The sequence below is a fragment of the Roseibium sp. genome (assembly GCF_025698965.1).
In the GTDB taxonomy this organism is placed as follows: Bacteria; Pseudomonadota; Alphaproteobacteria; order Rhizobiales; family Stappiaceae; genus Roseibium.
Genome location: NZ_JAILWL010000126.1, coordinates 1 through 13,852, shown reverse-complemented (window position 1 = coordinate 13,852; position 13,852 = coordinate 1). Strand labels below are relative to the sequence as shown.

Here is a 13,852-nt window from a genome sequence, read left to right as displayed (position 1 = left end):
TCCACTCGATGGTTTCAGGCGACATCAGAGAGTTCGTTGTTGCCCAACTGGAACGTGTCGGGCTCGATGAAAGAGCGCTGCGGCGATATCCTCACCAGTTCAGCGGTGGGCAACGTCAACGCATCTGCATTGCACGGGCGCTCGCCGTCGATCCGGATTTTTTGGTTTGTGATGAATCCGTTGCATCGCTGGACGTATCCATTCAGGCGCAGATCCTGAACCTATTCATGGATCTGCGTGAGACACTCGGACTGACATATCTCTTTATCAGTCACGATCTCAGCGTTGTCGAACACATCGCCGATCGCGTCGCCATCATGTATCTGGGACGCATTGTCGAACAGGCTCGAACCGAAGATCTGTTTGCAAGGCCCAATCACCCCTACACAAAAGCGCTTTTGTCGGAAGTCCCGAAAATCGAATCCAGGCGACGAACCTTTTCCGGATTGAAAGGCGAATTGCCGAGCCCTCTCGAACCGCCGACAGGATGCCATTTTCACCCTCGATGTCCCCACGCCACGGAACGCTGTCGCATCGAAGCGCCTGCATTACGGCCGGTCGGCAGTGATCATCAAAGCGCATGCCATCTGAACGACACGTGAGGTAATTCCCGATGCTGAACGGCCGCAATTCCGAAAGTATCGCCAATCAGACCGTCGCCGCCGATGATATGCCTGGTGTCGAATCTAGGTCCGAGATGATCGCCATGCGGGATGGCGTTCGCCTGGCGACTGATATTTTTCTGCCCGATAGCAAGGGACAATTTCCGACCATTCTTTATCGAACACCTTACGGCCGCAACCAGGCAAGAAAGGAAGAAATAACCGAGAGTGACGACCGTCCGATGGCTCCGCGGGACCTGGCGAGATACTACTGTTCAAACGGATACGCGGTTGTATTTCAGGATTGCCGTGGCCGCCACGATTCAGAAGGTGAGTTTGAAAAATATCTTTCCGACGGAACAGACGGGTTTGATGTGTGCGAATGGCTTAACCACCAGTCCTGGTCGAATGGGCAAATCTGCACCATGGGACTTTCCTATGACGCCCATCTTCAAGCCATTTTGGGAAGCCAGAACCCTCCCGGACTTGTGGCGCAGATACTCGATTGCGGTGGTCAATGGAATTCCTGGAAGGCAGGGACGCGGTATTTTGGGGTTTTTGAGCTCAAGCAAGTCATGTGGGCTATGCGGCAGGCAGTATCGTCTCCAGAAGCGCGTTCCAATCCCGTGATGAGCAGTGCCTTGGAGAATGAGAGCATCGAAGGCTGGTTTACCAGTTTCCCGTGGAAGCGCGGGCATTCTCCGTTAAGACATGTTCCCAGATACGAGGATGCCTTGTTCGACCAGTGGGAGCATGGCCCCTTTGGTCCTTACTGGCAAATGCTTGGCGCATGGACCGAAGGCTGGCATCACAACTATAGCCACGCATCCTGCGTCCATGTTGCCGGGTGGTACGATCCTTATGCCTTAAATGCCGTCGGAAACTATCAGGGCCTCAAGGCGGCAGGACGAACATCGCAAAGATTGGTTCTCGGCCCGTTTACACACGGCTTCAGAAGCCGAACCTGGTCGGGGGATGTTGATTTCGGGCCCGACGCACCAATCGATTCCTGGGCCGGCGATTGGTTGGCTTACAGGTTGAAGATTTTTGATGAGGCAACAAAGGGAACTCTGTCGGACGAACCGGAAATTCGATTGTTCATTATGGGGGGCGGCAGCGGCTGCAAAACAAAAAGTGGGCGCATGGATCACGGGGGACGTTGGATTGCTGCTGAAAGCTGGCCGTTGCCTGGAACACGTCCGACTGAGTTCTTTCTGCATCAGTGTGGCTCATTGAACGTGGCCAAACCACAGTCCGCTCCATCCTCGATTTCGTATAATTTCGATCCCTCTCGCCCTGTTCCGACGATTGGTGGGAATGTTGCCAGTCTGGAGCCATTTGTCGAGGCTGGCGGATACGACCAAACGGAGGCAGACTTTGTCTTTGGCGCATCCGAACCCTATTTGCCCCTCGCGGCGCGGCCTGATGTCCTCGTGTTTCAAACTGAACCGCTGGATAAAGCTATTGAAGTCGCTGGCGAGATAACCGTCGAGCTAACAGTTTCCACAGATGGCCCCGACACTGATTTCACTGCAAAGTTGCTGGATGTCTATCCTCCAAACACTGATTACCCGAAGGGCTATGCGCTGAACCTTAGCGATGGTGTCGTCAAACTGCGTTATGTCGATGATGAAACCACCGAGACATTCCGAAAGCCTGGAGAAATCGTAAGGGCGAAAATCACACTGCCACCCATCGCAAACAAGTTTGCAAAGGGGCACAGAATTCGGCTGGATGTCGCGTCCAGCAATTTCCCGAAATACGAGGTCAATTCGAACACAGGAGAGCCGGAGGGGAAGGCACGATGCAAAAGGATCGCTATCAATACCGTTTATCTCGACGAACGAAGAGCGAGCAAAATTATTTTGCCGCTTCTCGGTTAGCAGCTATTAAGTCTGTGTCCTGCAATAGCCACTGAGGCACAATCGTATGAACAAGCTCGACTTGGTCAAAAAGCCAGAAAAAGTAAAAAAGGGTATCATTCCAGGATTTGATGTTGAGGGGTCGGATCGCGACCTCATCTACAGAATGAAACGTGATATCCTTGCAGGCACCTTTAAACGAGGTGACTGGCTGCGGTTGAAGGAGCTTGAACAGCGTTATTCCGTTTCGCGAGCAGAAGTCCGGAAGGCACTGGCGGCGCTGGAACTTCTCAGATTGCTCGAACATGTCGAGCACTACGGATATCGGGTTTTTGAATTCGACGATGAAGAAGAGCAGGACGTACAGGAAATCCGCTTTATTCTGGAAATCGCGGCAATCGAGAAAGTCATGGCGCGCGCGACACCTGAGGACATCAAGATCTTGAGAGATCTTGCAGAGAAGTTCGAGTGGTGCATCGAAAATGCGACAATGAGTGAAACCGATTTGGCCAATCATAAGTTTCATCGGGGAATGGTGGGTATTTGCGGTAATGCCAATCTCGTGCAGCTGATCAACAACTTGAGAGAGCTTTTCCAGGTGGGCGGCGGTACGCCCTGGGAGACCTATGCGGGAATGCGAAAGAGCGCTGAACACCACACCAAAATGATCGACTTCATCGAGGCCAAAGACATTGACGGCTTTAAGGTGGTGCTGAAGGAACACATGACTCGTTGGATGCGTGACGCAGCAAAAAAGGACACCGGTACAAGCGATTGACGTCGTCCTTGTTAAATTTACGAGATACCTCTTAGTGAAGGAACTCGTTGTGTCGGAAAAGCGTGCTTACTAGTGATGGTCCTGCTGCCCTAATGTCCTGAGAGTTGTTGGATTGAATTCTAAAGGCTGAGCAAATTCCCAAGTCACTAACCAATCTCACGAGCGTAGTGCCAACTTACCTTGTTGTATTGGCAGGGAAGTTGTTTCGCATGTCTGTGATGCACGCTCTCGATTTGTATCGCCTGAAGGACTTTCGCTTTCCGCGGTCAATCATTTTCCTTGCCGTTTGAGCTTACTGTCGCTTTGCGCTGAGTACGGCAGATGTTGAAGATCTACTGGTGGAGCGGGCATCCGTGCCAGCCGGGAGGTGATCCGCAATTGGGTGAACCGGTTTGGTCGATATTTTGCAAACTTCATCCTCCGAGACTGGCCGAGCCCAAACAACAAGTAGCATCTGGTTGAGGCTATGATCGTCGTAGTTGGGCGCGATACTGGCTCTGGCGGGCGATTGACACCAATGGCGATGTGCTGGACATCCTGGTTCAGCCTTGCCGGGATGCCAAAGCGGACAGGCGCTTCTTTAACTTACCGATCATGCAATTCGGTGCACCACCTGTTGTGGTGACGGACAAACTGCGCAGGTGCACCAAGCGGGTTCAAGTGTTTGCACCGGCAGCGGATCAGAGGACTCCTAACGGCCTGAACAACAAGTTTGAAAATTCTCATCGTCCGACCTGGAAACGGGAAAAGATCATGGGTTGGTTCAAGTCGTCAGACCAGGTGCAATGTTTCTTCTCAACTCACGATCACATCAAGACCCTTTTCCGTCCCCGTCGATACAAGCATTCCACTCCTCAATGCCGCCTACAAGGCCGGATGCCTTCGGCTTGTGGACCGACCACACCGTTCAGATGAGAGCCTAAATTCCAGTTAATGCACTGACTTACAAACCTTCCAAAATAGGTTGGCAGTACCAAACAGTGTCTGATCTAGACTCGAAATGGGCTATCTGATTTGTGCAGATTTTTCAGCATTCTGTCAGAGATCAAAATTGAATTCTCTTCCTATTTGGCAGGGGGTAGGTTCAAAAGGGTTCATTGCGCAGATCAACCCGTCGATCAAGACTGAACAAATACATTCATTCTTTGGGACTGGTATTTGGTGTGTGATTTAGCAGGATGTTCTTAGCTGAAATTGGTAGCGGAGGAGGGACTCGAACCCCCGACACGCGGATTATGATTCCGATTTTTTGCCTTATTTCCTGCCATAAAACATGTTTTTGTTGCGTCTATGTCGCGCGGAAATTTAGTCCACACTGAAAAGGCGTTGCGCTGCCTCATCAAGTTCCTTCGATGCTTCGGGACTTGGAAACAGATGTCCGTAACGATCAAATGTCATCTGAATTGAGCCGTGGCCAAGCCTTTCTTGAACCTGTTTCGCACCCAATTCCAATCCACCGTCCGCTTTCCTGTTAATCAGCCAGGACGCATAAAAATGCCTTAGGCAATGCAGGCCAGTGTACTTTGGAACCGCGATCTTCTCCCCGCTTGGAGAGGTCTTTTCGATCGCTACACCAGCTCGCACCATAGTAGGGCGCAGGCCGCGATTAATCAGATTACCCAGGTTTTCAACGTTTCCCTCTCCGTTAGGGAATACCAAGTCATTTTCACCCTTCGGACACTCCAATTTCCAATGTTTCAGCGCAGTCATAACAATTGTCGGCGCGGGGATTGTTCGGTGTCCAGCGCTGGATTTAGGTGCTCCAATTTGATTGTACCTGTCAGCTCGTTGGCGAACCTCTATTGTGCCTGCATCAAAGTCCACAGCGGACCAAGCAAGACCGCGCAGTTCTGAAGCGCGCAACCCGGTGAAAACTGCAGTTATGAGAAATGGACGAAAACGCCCTTGCGCCTCTGTCAAGATGGTGCGCACTTCTTCGATGGTTGGAATGTCAGCACCAACGACCAATCGACCTTTCTTACGGGCCTGTTGGGTCTTCTTTTTTCCAAGTTCGATAACGGGGTTTCGAATTGCCTGACCGCGTTCCTGGGCGTCAGAAATCACTGCCCCAAGAGACGTTGTTACGCGCCTAACCATTTCTGCAGATCGACCATGTTCCCGCAATTGATCTTGGAAATTTCTAACAAGCGGAACGGTCAGTTTGGTTAGTTTGGATTGGCCAATAAAAGGCTTGATGTGCAAATCAGTGTGCTGTCGATACTGCGCCTGTGTGGACATTTCTCGACCAGCGTGTGCAACGGAATTTAGCCAGTTGTCGCATGCTTGCGAAACGGTGATTGAAGCACGGTCCGCCACATGGGTTCCGTCACGCACTTCAATGCCAGCAGTGAGGGCAAACGCATCGGCTTCCTTTTTCAGCTTGAAGGTTTTTAGACGCCGCTTGCCAGATTGATCCTTATAGTCGACCACCCAAGCAGAGCGTTCTTCGTCCTTAGCATCATTCCATGTGCGCTTACGAACGGACATCGATTAGTCCTCAGAGGGGAAGGTCACCGTCTATCGACGGCATAGATTCTTGTTTCTTTTTTCGGGACTGAATCAATATGGAAATGATGTCATGAGCGGCAGCTTCATCTCCAGTTTCTATAGCATTCACAAAAGAAGACATTGCTTCTGCATCATATTCAAACAATTGAATCGCCAACAGAGGTAAGCTCGGCCCCTGTAAATCTGCAGCTTCTCCGGCTTCATAATCCGGCAACTGGTTGATTGCTGCCTCATCTACCGATCTATCATGCCATCGCTCGACAACATCGACGACTTTGTCTATGGCCTCCTCGTCCTCTATCGGGATCTTTCCTTCACGAATATCCACCAACGTCAGAAAAATTTGTTGGCTTAGGTATTGAACCTCGTCTGCGTCAATACAGTTTCGAAAATCTGCAACAATGTCGGCAAGTTCATCGATGCGGTTTGACAGCGTATGCGGTCTAGGAAATTGGTTTTCCAATACCTGAACAACAAGTTCATTCATGGACATCTTATTCTTAGAAGCGAGTTTCTTGAGTCTGTCGCGCATACCATCTGGCAATCTAAGAATTACTTTGTCTAGATCCTTAGCACGCTCTTTTTTCATATCAGCCTACAAATTTTGAAGTGATATGGCACAGATGCCATATTTCATGTTGACTAAAACATGTCTAAACGACATAGTCCATATATGGCACTGGTGCCATATAGGAGAAGTTGATGAAAAGCAGTAAGTTTCACCGCTTGCAAATTCGGCTACCCGAGGATTGCAAATTGTTCCTGGAGTCGCAGGCTCTCCATAACGTTAGTTCTCAAAATTCTGAAATAGTCAGGTGTATTCGCGCTCAAATGGAAGCTGCCGAAGGGGTAACTAGCAATGCCAGCGTTCCGACTGTTGAACGAACCAGAGGTCGCTCCGTATGACGAGATCCCGCACCAAACTTGCCGCTATTTGGCCTCCTACTGCCAAAATCGCAAAAGAGGCCGGTCACAAGCGGATGCTCGGTTGGTCAGCCAAGTGAAGTTAGGCTTTGTGAGGCGGTTAGTTGCCCGCTTTGGCCATTCCGGGCAGGGCGGCACCCTTATACGAGCGCGAAACTCAAAAACGCGGTCCAGGAAGCAGATTTCAGGCATGAAGAAGGCCCGGCAGAGGCTGCAACCTCTCCGAGCCATGGTTCTCAACATCCCTGCGAGGAATGCAATAATGAACAGACAGATCAATAACACACGTCCGACTAACTCGCCAGACAAAGTGCGTTCCAACGGGGGCAACGAGCTCGACGTTACCCGCCGGTTGTTCCTCAAATCAGCGACAGTAGGGGCAATCGCTCTGCCGCTGGCTGTCATAGACATTGGCAATGAGGAACTGCAACAAGATTCTGAATCCAAAGAAGATAGGGTCACCAAATCCTATCTGGAGTTTAGCGGTCCTGGTCAATACCTGATCAAGGACGGACAAACTCAGAGGGTATTCCACGTTAAGCGCGCACCTTGGATGGACTGCAAAACAGATGGCCGTTTTTATTCGGCAACTGCAGTGAATGCAGATGCCGCATTCCGTTATTACACCGATGCAGGCTTTGCAGACGTCGCAATCCGAAAGCTGGCTAGTTGGGAGTATCTGGCATGACTGAGCAGAACCAACATAAACCACTCGGTGTCATTTGGGGCGTTGCCGCGATAGCCCAGGTGATCGGCCGGACACCGCGGCAGACCTATCACGCTCTGGAAAAAGGGGCCTTGCCGGCTCAAAAGGTTGCCGGCCGGTGGTGCGCCTCCCGGAAAAAGCTCGAACAGCTTTTCGAGGGCGAGGATGCAGCATGAACTGCAGCAGGACCTTTCCAGTACTGGACGGCGCCGAGGATATCGGCGTCGTCATTCGCACCAAGCGCGAGTTTGAACCGTATCATCATGTTGTCGATTACCTAGCTACCTACCAAACAGCAGAAGAAGCCAAATCGGCTGTATATGTCCGGGGCAGAAGGGAAGATGCCGCTTGACCTACCAAAACCCCAGAGACAAAAGCCGCACAAGCTCCGGCAAGAAGGCAAACCTTCGGGATAAGTATCGTTCTCCGCCCAAGTATGGGGTGCATGAAACTGGGAAAGCATGGGCTTGGGAAACAGAGGAGTTTCTATCTTCCCCAGCCTACATTTCACTGTCGATAAATGCCTTGCGGATCTATAATCGGATCAAAGTCGAATACTTGCGCCAAGGGCGGATAGGCAACGGTGATTTGATCGTCACTCACGACGATTTTCGCGACTTCGGTGCATCTGCAAACCTTGTCGCTGACGCAATCGACGAGCTTGTGTTCAAGGGCCTTGTCAGGGTTAAGCGCGGAAAGGCAGCCGATGGCACACCACATCCAAATCTCTTTAGGATCACCTCTCTTGGCACAGATGAAGGGGAGCCGTGGACGAATGAGTGGAAAGGTGTAACGGCCGAATACGTTGAGCGCTGGCCGGAGGTTAGGATGAAACTACGCGCCCGACGCAGGTCGAAAACGGCAAAGAAGAAAAAAAGCTCGCTCTCAGAACAGAGAATGTCTCGCTCTCAAAACAGTGAGTCGGCAGTAATTGTTGGAGGCTACGAAGCATGAAAAAGCCTACTCTTTTTAATACAAGCCCCGCTCACTGTTTTGCGAGTACTATCTATATTTTCCCGGAGGGTAGCTATGCATAGAAATGGAATCGACCTTCCCCGGTTCCATTGGAAACAAGATTCCAAAGTGATCCCTTTTCCTTGTTCCAAAAGGGTTGGAAAGATCCGTCGAGTAACTGAAGTGCTCACCAATAAGTCTGACTGTCCAAAAGATGCAGCAATCTACTGGAAGCGGATTATGACCGACCTCGAACGGCAAATGTCGAGGGCTGGAATTGAGCAGGACTTGATTGAAATTGAGCTCCAGGAATTCGCCGCCGCTTGCCAGTACTCTTCGCAATGTTCGACCACGGCGGGTCAATTTCCCGATGATGAAAATTGATTCAAGATAGGATCGTGAAAGTTCTCAAGGTCACCAAACATGAGGCTTTCGCCCAGTCTCCTAATGCGGGCATGTCGGCGACTAAACTGCATGCTGAAGGAAAACAAAGGTAATCTCGCTGTTTGACTATACTGGACACTAGAGAGCGAGAATTGTCTGGACGCTGCACGCGACACAATTGATTGCAAGGTAATCCGTCTCATCTCTCAGGCTATATTGACTCTGCATGGATTGATTAAAGACCGGCCGATTCTGGATTTCGTATAGCAACCCGGAGCATGGTTGAAATACGTCTCGGGCACAGGTGCGATCGTCCGATTCGAACAAAGCAGAATAGGAACTCTCGATGACAGTGAAACTCAGAGAAGGAATGCCTCGCGTACTTACAGAAGGGAAGACGCCCAAAGAGTGGCTTGCAATCTTCGCCGAGCGGGGCTTGGAGTTATCAGAACGCACCCTTCGTGAAAAGGCTCGATTGCTGAATGCGTTTTGTGCCGTCGGCAAAGTAATGCTGCTCAAACCGGAGCACATCGACAAGATATTTGAGGAATCGCAATGCCGTTCAAAATCTACAAACGGGGACGCACGTGGTGGGTCCGCGGCCGCGCTGACGGTGAGCAAAGTTACATCACGCGAAGCCTACGAACGTTTGACGAAGTTGTCGCGCGCGCCAGAGTCGTCGAAATCGAAAGGAAGGCGCGGCAACGTGCGATCCTCGGACCGGATGCGCCGTCAGAAACCGACGAGCTGACATTTGCTGAGGCTACCGTTTTCTATGATGCGAAGCCGGCCGACGCCAAATATCTGCTAAAGATCTGGCCAGAAATTGAGCACATGCGAGTCAAGGACATCACGCCCAAATTCGTCCGTGACTTGGGGAAGAAGCTCTATCCCATGGCCGCTTGCGACACATGGCGCCGTCAGGTGGTTGTCCCGATCTGCGCAGTCATCAACAACGCGCATGAGGAAAAGGGTACGCCACTGATCAAGGTGAAGGCCTACACCGATACTGAGCGGCAGAGGCAAGACGAGAAACGGGGCAAGCTAAGCCGCGTAAAAAAAACGCCTGGCTCCTGGGAATGGCTAGACAAATTCAGGGTAGAGGCAAACCTATATTTAGGCGCGCTCGCACTGTTCATGTTCACGACGGGTGCGCGGATCGGGCAATCTGTCCTGATCGAGACTGAAGATTTGGACTTGCGCAACGCCCGACTTTGGCTGCGCCCATCCAAGGGACATCCCGGCCAGTGGATTGACCTGATACCTGAAATGATTGTCGACCTGGCGAAGTTGACATCGCGCAACGGCCGCGTCTTTGGGTATGCGTCCAGGCATTCCGTTTACGGCCCCTGGCAGACTGCATGTGAACGCGCCGGAATCGAGTACATCGCCCCACATGCTGCGGGTCGCCATGGCTTCGGCACAGAAACTATAGTGCGTCAGGGGGTGAACCCGGTTGACGCTGCCAAAGCCGGCCGCTGGTCAAGCCCAAGAGTGCTTCTTGATACCTATGCGCATTCTGAAAACACAAGAACGAAGATCATAGAAGCCTTCACACGACGGTAGCGCTCAAGACTTAAGCCAATCAAAAGAAATCAGAAATCCTGTCACAACCACTGTAACTGTGCGTATACTTCTTTGCGATGAGATGTATCGTCTGATTGCAGAAAAGGAAATGGGACAAGCAGCGTGATCCGTGTCGCAATCGCTGCGCTCGTGTTTGCCAGTATCCGTGAACCTCGGGCGCAAGAATGGCAAAGCTCGGTGTCACGGGTGATCGATGGCGACACGTTCCAATTAAGCCGGCCAATTGTGAAAATCCGCCTGTGCGGGGTCGACACTCCAGAGCGAGGAAAGCCTGGACACAATGAAGGAGCACTGTTTCTTCAAGTTGCTGTGGCTGGAAAACAGGTTCAATGCAGAACCGTAGGCGAGGGGACACCCTGCGAAGGTAGATCGCGCAAGAAAACCTATGATCGCTTTGTTGCGCAGTGCCTTGTAGACGGAAACGACATTGCAATGGAACTGGTGAAAGCCGGTCACGCCTGCGTCTGGCCAAAATACTCAGGTCTGCATTATGTCAAACTTGGAAAGTGTGTGAGGTGAGATAAAAGCGACTTCATTGGCAGGTGTGAGAACCGGCAGCTTATCGGAAGTTAACTGCCAAGGAACTCCACGCCATAAAGCTGAAATCCTGTGGGCCGCAGATGCCGATTGCTAAAGATTTGCATGGGCAAATAATCGAGATACGCATGATACGGCATCGTCCCTCTGTTTTTGTAAACTTAATCCGACGGGCATTTTTTGTTTTTGAAACTTCTGGTAAAGTACTCAGGTGGGCGTAATCACAGTTGGTAAACTGCGTAAACTCTTTTTAGGAGCTTCGCTTGGATACTGTTAAAGCAATTGCAGATCTCATTAAAGCCATCGCGTGGCCGGCAGTTGCGCTGACCGCGATACTTCTTTTCAGAAGTCACATCCGATCAATGACGGACACCCTGAGCCGTCGCATTGTGGACGCAGACAAGATTAAACTTAAGATTGGCTCAGTCGCTCTCGACCTCGCGCACGAAATCTCTCGGGCACCTGCTGCCGCACAAAAGGAGATCGCCGCGCCTGAAGATATTAAGCAGCATTTCGACGAACTTGTTAGAAGTTATGATGAACTGTCGATCGTGGACGAAGTCGACCGCGTGGCCGAGCGTCAAAAACTCTCTGGAGAGCTCGGTCGTCTCGCCGAGGCACTTTCCATTTCACGATCTGAACTTGCGAACCGCCCAGAAGAAGGGGCGATGGTCACTCTTGCGACCTTGGCGATCAATTCTTGGATGGAGAATGATCTCAACCTGCTCTGCAAGATTGCTTCGAAGGCACAATTTAACTTTACTCGATACAGAATTGTTCTCGGTCTCCTGACCTCGCTGGCGCGCAATCCTTCAGAGAATAACGTTCGATCAAAAGCTGAGGCGATACTTCTTAGTGTTGAGAGCACTAAACCGGTCTCACCATCCCTGCAGCGGCTGATAGACAAGACAAGAACTGTTGTTGTCACTCTCGATGACGCCTTCGGCTAGTAGAGGTAATTTGATGGTCTGGAACAACACTACCCGTGTGTATCACGGCACACTGGATATCCACGCAGTTAACGTTGCAAACAGGCCGAACCCAAACCTTGGTCGGTCGGCGGCCGATTTTGGAAAAGGCTTCTACGTAACCAGTAGCCTTCACCAAGCAAGACAGTGGGCCAACCAAAAAGTCCGGACGTGGCCTAGTAGTCGCGGACCGGTGAACGCCGCTGTTCTCGAGTTCGAGATGGATTGGGATTGGCCTAACGCGTCTGTGTTCGACGTGTTGAGCTTTGTCATAGATGATACACCGTTTCATGAGTTCGTCATACTGAACCGACTCGGCGGTACGAAGCACAAGCGTAGCGGCGCCCACGCGTTCGATATGGTGGTTGGCCCCGTCGCCGCGTTCCCGCAGACTCTCACCTATGCCAACTGTGATCAGATTTGCTTTGCGGCATCCGGGGGGAACGTCACTGCTGCGCTTCAGCAACTAACGCACCTCAGGACAAACATCGCTTCACCTTTGTTCTGACCCTTGAGGAGACAGATATGCATATAGACGATGTAAGCCAGAAGGATCAGGAACGATTGATAGAGATGCTTCTCTCACTGACACAAAAGGCAATCGTGGAAGTTTTCGAATATCGGCAGGACGAAGCACACGATCTCGTGGCAGTTTTCCGCCAGAGCCTTGCGATTGCACCAAAAGGTGAACGCATTTTCGTGCTCCATCACGACCCGTTATCGCTAGCGGCCGACCTCACTCAAAAGACACTCGATGAGGAGAAATGGCAAAATGCTGTAACGCAGTTCAATGAAGAAAGATCTCCCTTATTGCAGGCACCTCACCAGTTAATCTGATCACCGTGAATATACCTATGCGGTCTGAAGGCTTTTAGTTTCGGGAGATGGATGTAGGCGAGCTTCTCGCCGAGGTGCGACCTGACGGAGATCCTGAGGCGTTGCTCTGTAACCGGCCGATTGTTACCGCGGCGATTTAGCCTTGACGCGGGCATTGACATCAGGATCTGAGACGAAGTCGTCGAGGAAGCCGATCCAGTTCTCGGTTGAGCTTCTGGCGTCGGCCAGCATGCCTTTCAATTCGTGGATGCCGTCGCCGGTGAGCGCAGTAACGTAGTCGTCCCGACCCGTTTGGACGCTGACGATGCTGCCATAGGTCAGGTTGTCATCGTTTTCGACGATGGCCTCCAGGAGCTCGAGGTCTTCACCGAGTAACTGCGCGACACAGGCGAGTGTGGTCACATGAGTGACGGCGGCCATCAGGCAGCCTCTGCGCAGGAGACCGGCATGGGCTTCCAGTTCCAGGGAAGCAACTCGTCGAGACGGTTGATCTTGTGATCGTGGATGCGGTCGAGAATATCGGCTAGATAGGTCTGCGGATCCAGCCTGTTCATCTTGGCGGTTTCGATGACCGTCATGGCACGCGCGAGTGTTTCGGCACCGGTGTCGGCGCCGGCGAATAACCAATTTTTCCGGCCAATTCCAATCGGACGCAGGGCGCGTTCAGCGGCATTGTTGTCCATCGCCACGCGGCCATCTTCAAGGAACAGGCAGAAGGACGGCCAGCGGCTGAGTCCATAGCGGAACGCCTTGGCAAGTTCGCTTTTGCCGGGTAAGCGTGTCAATTGTCGCTCGGCCCAGACCTTGAAGTCGTCGACCTTCGGCTTGGTTCGCGTCTGGCGCGCGGCGCGGCGGATGTCGGCAGGCTGGCCGGAGATCTCACGCTCGATGTCGTAGAGCGCGCCGATCCGATCGAGCGCCTCGCGGGCGATCTCGGATTTGGTTGCGCTCCAGACATCGTGGAAATCCCGGCGCAGATGTGCCCAGCATGCAGCCTCGCGGAACCGGCGGGCTCCGTCGAGCCCGGGCTCATAGAGCTTCGCAAAGCCCTTATAGCCATCGGCTTGGAGAATGCCGCTTGCGCGCCTGAGATGGTGCTGGACGTGCCCTTCCTTCCAGTCGGGAGCGAAGTAGTAGACTGCTCCTGGCGGTGCAGCGCCGGTCCAAGGACGCTGGTCGCGAACGTACGTCCAGATCCGGCCCTT

17 protein-coding genes and 1 pseudogene are annotated in these 13,852 nt (G+C 52.0%); 14 read left to right on the top strand and 4 right to left on the bottom strand.

The window, feature by feature from the left end:
• The 4 genes and pseudogenes from K5905_RS12285 to K5905_RS12270 form a co-directional block, all read left to right on the top strand.
• On the top strand, positions 1–602 hold a 602-nt coding region (locus K5905_RS12285), incomplete at its 5' end, for an ABC transporter ATP-binding protein (protein ID WP_297584174.1).
• 11 nt (positions 603–613) lie between these two features.
• Entirely contained in the window at positions 614–2,485 is a 1,872-nt protein-coding gene (locus K5905_RS12280) for a CocE/NonD family hydrolase (protein WP_297584172.1), read from the top strand.
• Between the two features lie 46 nt (positions 2,486–2,531).
• The gene (locus K5905_RS12275; RefSeq protein ID WP_297584170.1) at positions 2,532–3,242 is read left to right on the top strand and encodes a GntR family transcriptional regulator; all 711 of its coding nucleotides are present in this window, start codon (positions 2,532–2,534) and stop codon (positions 3,240–3,242) included.
• Positions 3,243–3,460: 218 nt separating this feature from the next.
• Positions 3,461–4,165 (top strand): annotated as a pseudogene (locus K5905_RS12270) (IS6 family transposase).
• Between the two features lie 382 nt (positions 4,166–4,547).
• On the opposite strand, the gene K5905_RS12265 reads toward K5905_RS12270, so the two are convergent.
• Entirely contained in the window at positions 4,548–5,729 is a 1,182-nt protein-coding gene (locus K5905_RS12265) for a site-specific integrase (RefSeq protein WP_297584168.1), read from the bottom strand.
• Positions 5,730–5,739: 10 nt separating this feature from the next.
• Positions 5,740–6,339 carry an Arc family DNA-binding protein gene (locus K5905_RS12260; protein ID WP_297584164.1) on the bottom strand — a complete coding sequence of 200 codons (600 nt, stop codon included), beginning with the start codon at positions 6,337–6,339 and terminating at the stop codon, positions 5,740–5,742.
• A 597-nt stretch (positions 6,340–6,936) separates the two neighbouring features.
• On the opposite strand from K5905_RS12260, the gene K5905_RS12255 reads away from it, so the two are divergent.
• The 10 genes from K5905_RS12255 to K5905_RS12215 all read left to right on the top strand — a co-directional run bounded on the left by K5905_RS12255 (position 6,937) and on the right by K5905_RS12215 (position 12,647).
• Positions 6,937–7,362 (top strand): hypothetical protein, encoded by a 426-nt coding sequence (locus tag K5905_RS12255; protein WP_297584161.1) that lies wholly within the window; start codon positions 6,937–6,939, stop codon positions 7,360–7,362.
• A complete protein-coding gene (locus K5905_RS12250) occupies positions 7,359–7,556 on the top strand; it encodes a DNA-binding protein (protein ID WP_297584159.1) in 198 nt (65 codons plus the stop codon). The genes K5905_RS12255 and K5905_RS12250 overlap by 4 nt, the downstream gene beginning before the upstream one ends.
• The gene (locus tag K5905_RS12245; RefSeq protein ID WP_297584157.1) at positions 7,553–7,732 is read left to right on the top strand and encodes a hypothetical protein; all 180 of its coding nucleotides are present in this window, start codon (positions 7,553–7,555) and stop codon (positions 7,730–7,732) included. The genes K5905_RS12250 and K5905_RS12245 overlap by 4 nt, the downstream gene beginning before the upstream one ends.
• The gene (locus tag K5905_RS12240) at positions 7,729–8,334 is read left to right on the top strand and encodes a hypothetical protein (RefSeq protein ID WP_297584155.1); all 606 of its coding nucleotides are present in this window, start codon (positions 7,729–7,731) and stop codon (positions 8,332–8,334) included. The genes K5905_RS12245 and K5905_RS12240 overlap by 4 nt, the downstream gene beginning before the upstream one ends.
• A 75-nt stretch (positions 8,335–8,409) precedes the next feature.
• On the top strand, positions 8,410–8,718 hold the full coding sequence (locus tag K5905_RS12235; RefSeq protein ID WP_297584152.1) for a DUF6074 family protein: 309 nt from the start codon (positions 8,410–8,412) through the stop codon (positions 8,716–8,718).
• A gap of 555 nt (positions 8,719–9,273) precedes the next feature.
• Positions 9,274–10,284, top strand: coding sequence for a tyrosine-type recombinase/integrase (locus K5905_RS12230; protein ID WP_297584150.1), 1,011 nt, complete (start codon positions 9,274–9,276; stop codon positions 10,282–10,284).
• A 123-nt stretch (positions 10,285–10,407) separates the two neighbouring features.
• The gene (locus K5905_RS12225) at positions 10,408–10,824 is read left to right on the top strand and encodes a thermonuclease family protein (protein WP_297584148.1); all 417 of its coding nucleotides are present in this window, start codon (positions 10,408–10,410) and stop codon (positions 10,822–10,824) included.
• Positions 10,825–11,105: 281 nt separating this feature from the next.
• Positions 11,106–11,792 (top strand): hypothetical protein, encoded by a 687-nt coding sequence (locus K5905_RS12220; protein WP_297584145.1) that lies wholly within the window; start codon positions 11,106–11,108, stop codon positions 11,790–11,792.
• Positions 11,776–12,318, top strand: a complete 543-nt coding sequence (locus tag K5905_RS31595) for a DUF3990 domain-containing protein (RefSeq protein WP_367186959.1) — start codon at positions 11,776–11,778, stop codon at positions 12,316–12,318. Before K5905_RS12220 ends, K5905_RS31595 begins: the two co-directional genes overlap by 17 nt.
• Positions 12,319–12,335: 17 nt before the next feature.
• On the top strand, positions 12,336–12,647 hold the full coding sequence (locus K5905_RS12215; protein WP_297584142.1) for a hypothetical protein: 312 nt from the start codon (positions 12,336–12,338) through the stop codon (positions 12,645–12,647).
• Between the two features lie 123 nt (positions 12,648–12,770).
• Here K5905_RS12215 and K5905_RS12210 read toward each other — a convergent pair whose 3' ends face one another.
• Both K5905_RS12210 and K5905_RS12205 read right to left on the bottom strand, forming a co-directional pair.
• Positions 12,771–13,067 carry a hypothetical protein gene (locus K5905_RS12210; RefSeq protein WP_297584139.1) on the bottom strand — a complete coding sequence of 99 codons (297 nt, stop codon included), beginning with the start codon at positions 13,065–13,067 and terminating at the stop codon, positions 12,771–12,773.
• The coding region (locus K5905_RS12205) for an IS66 family transposase (protein ID WP_297584136.1) at positions 13,067–13,852 on the bottom strand (786 nt) is incomplete at its 5' end. The genes K5905_RS12205 and K5905_RS12210, both read right to left, overlap by 1 nt.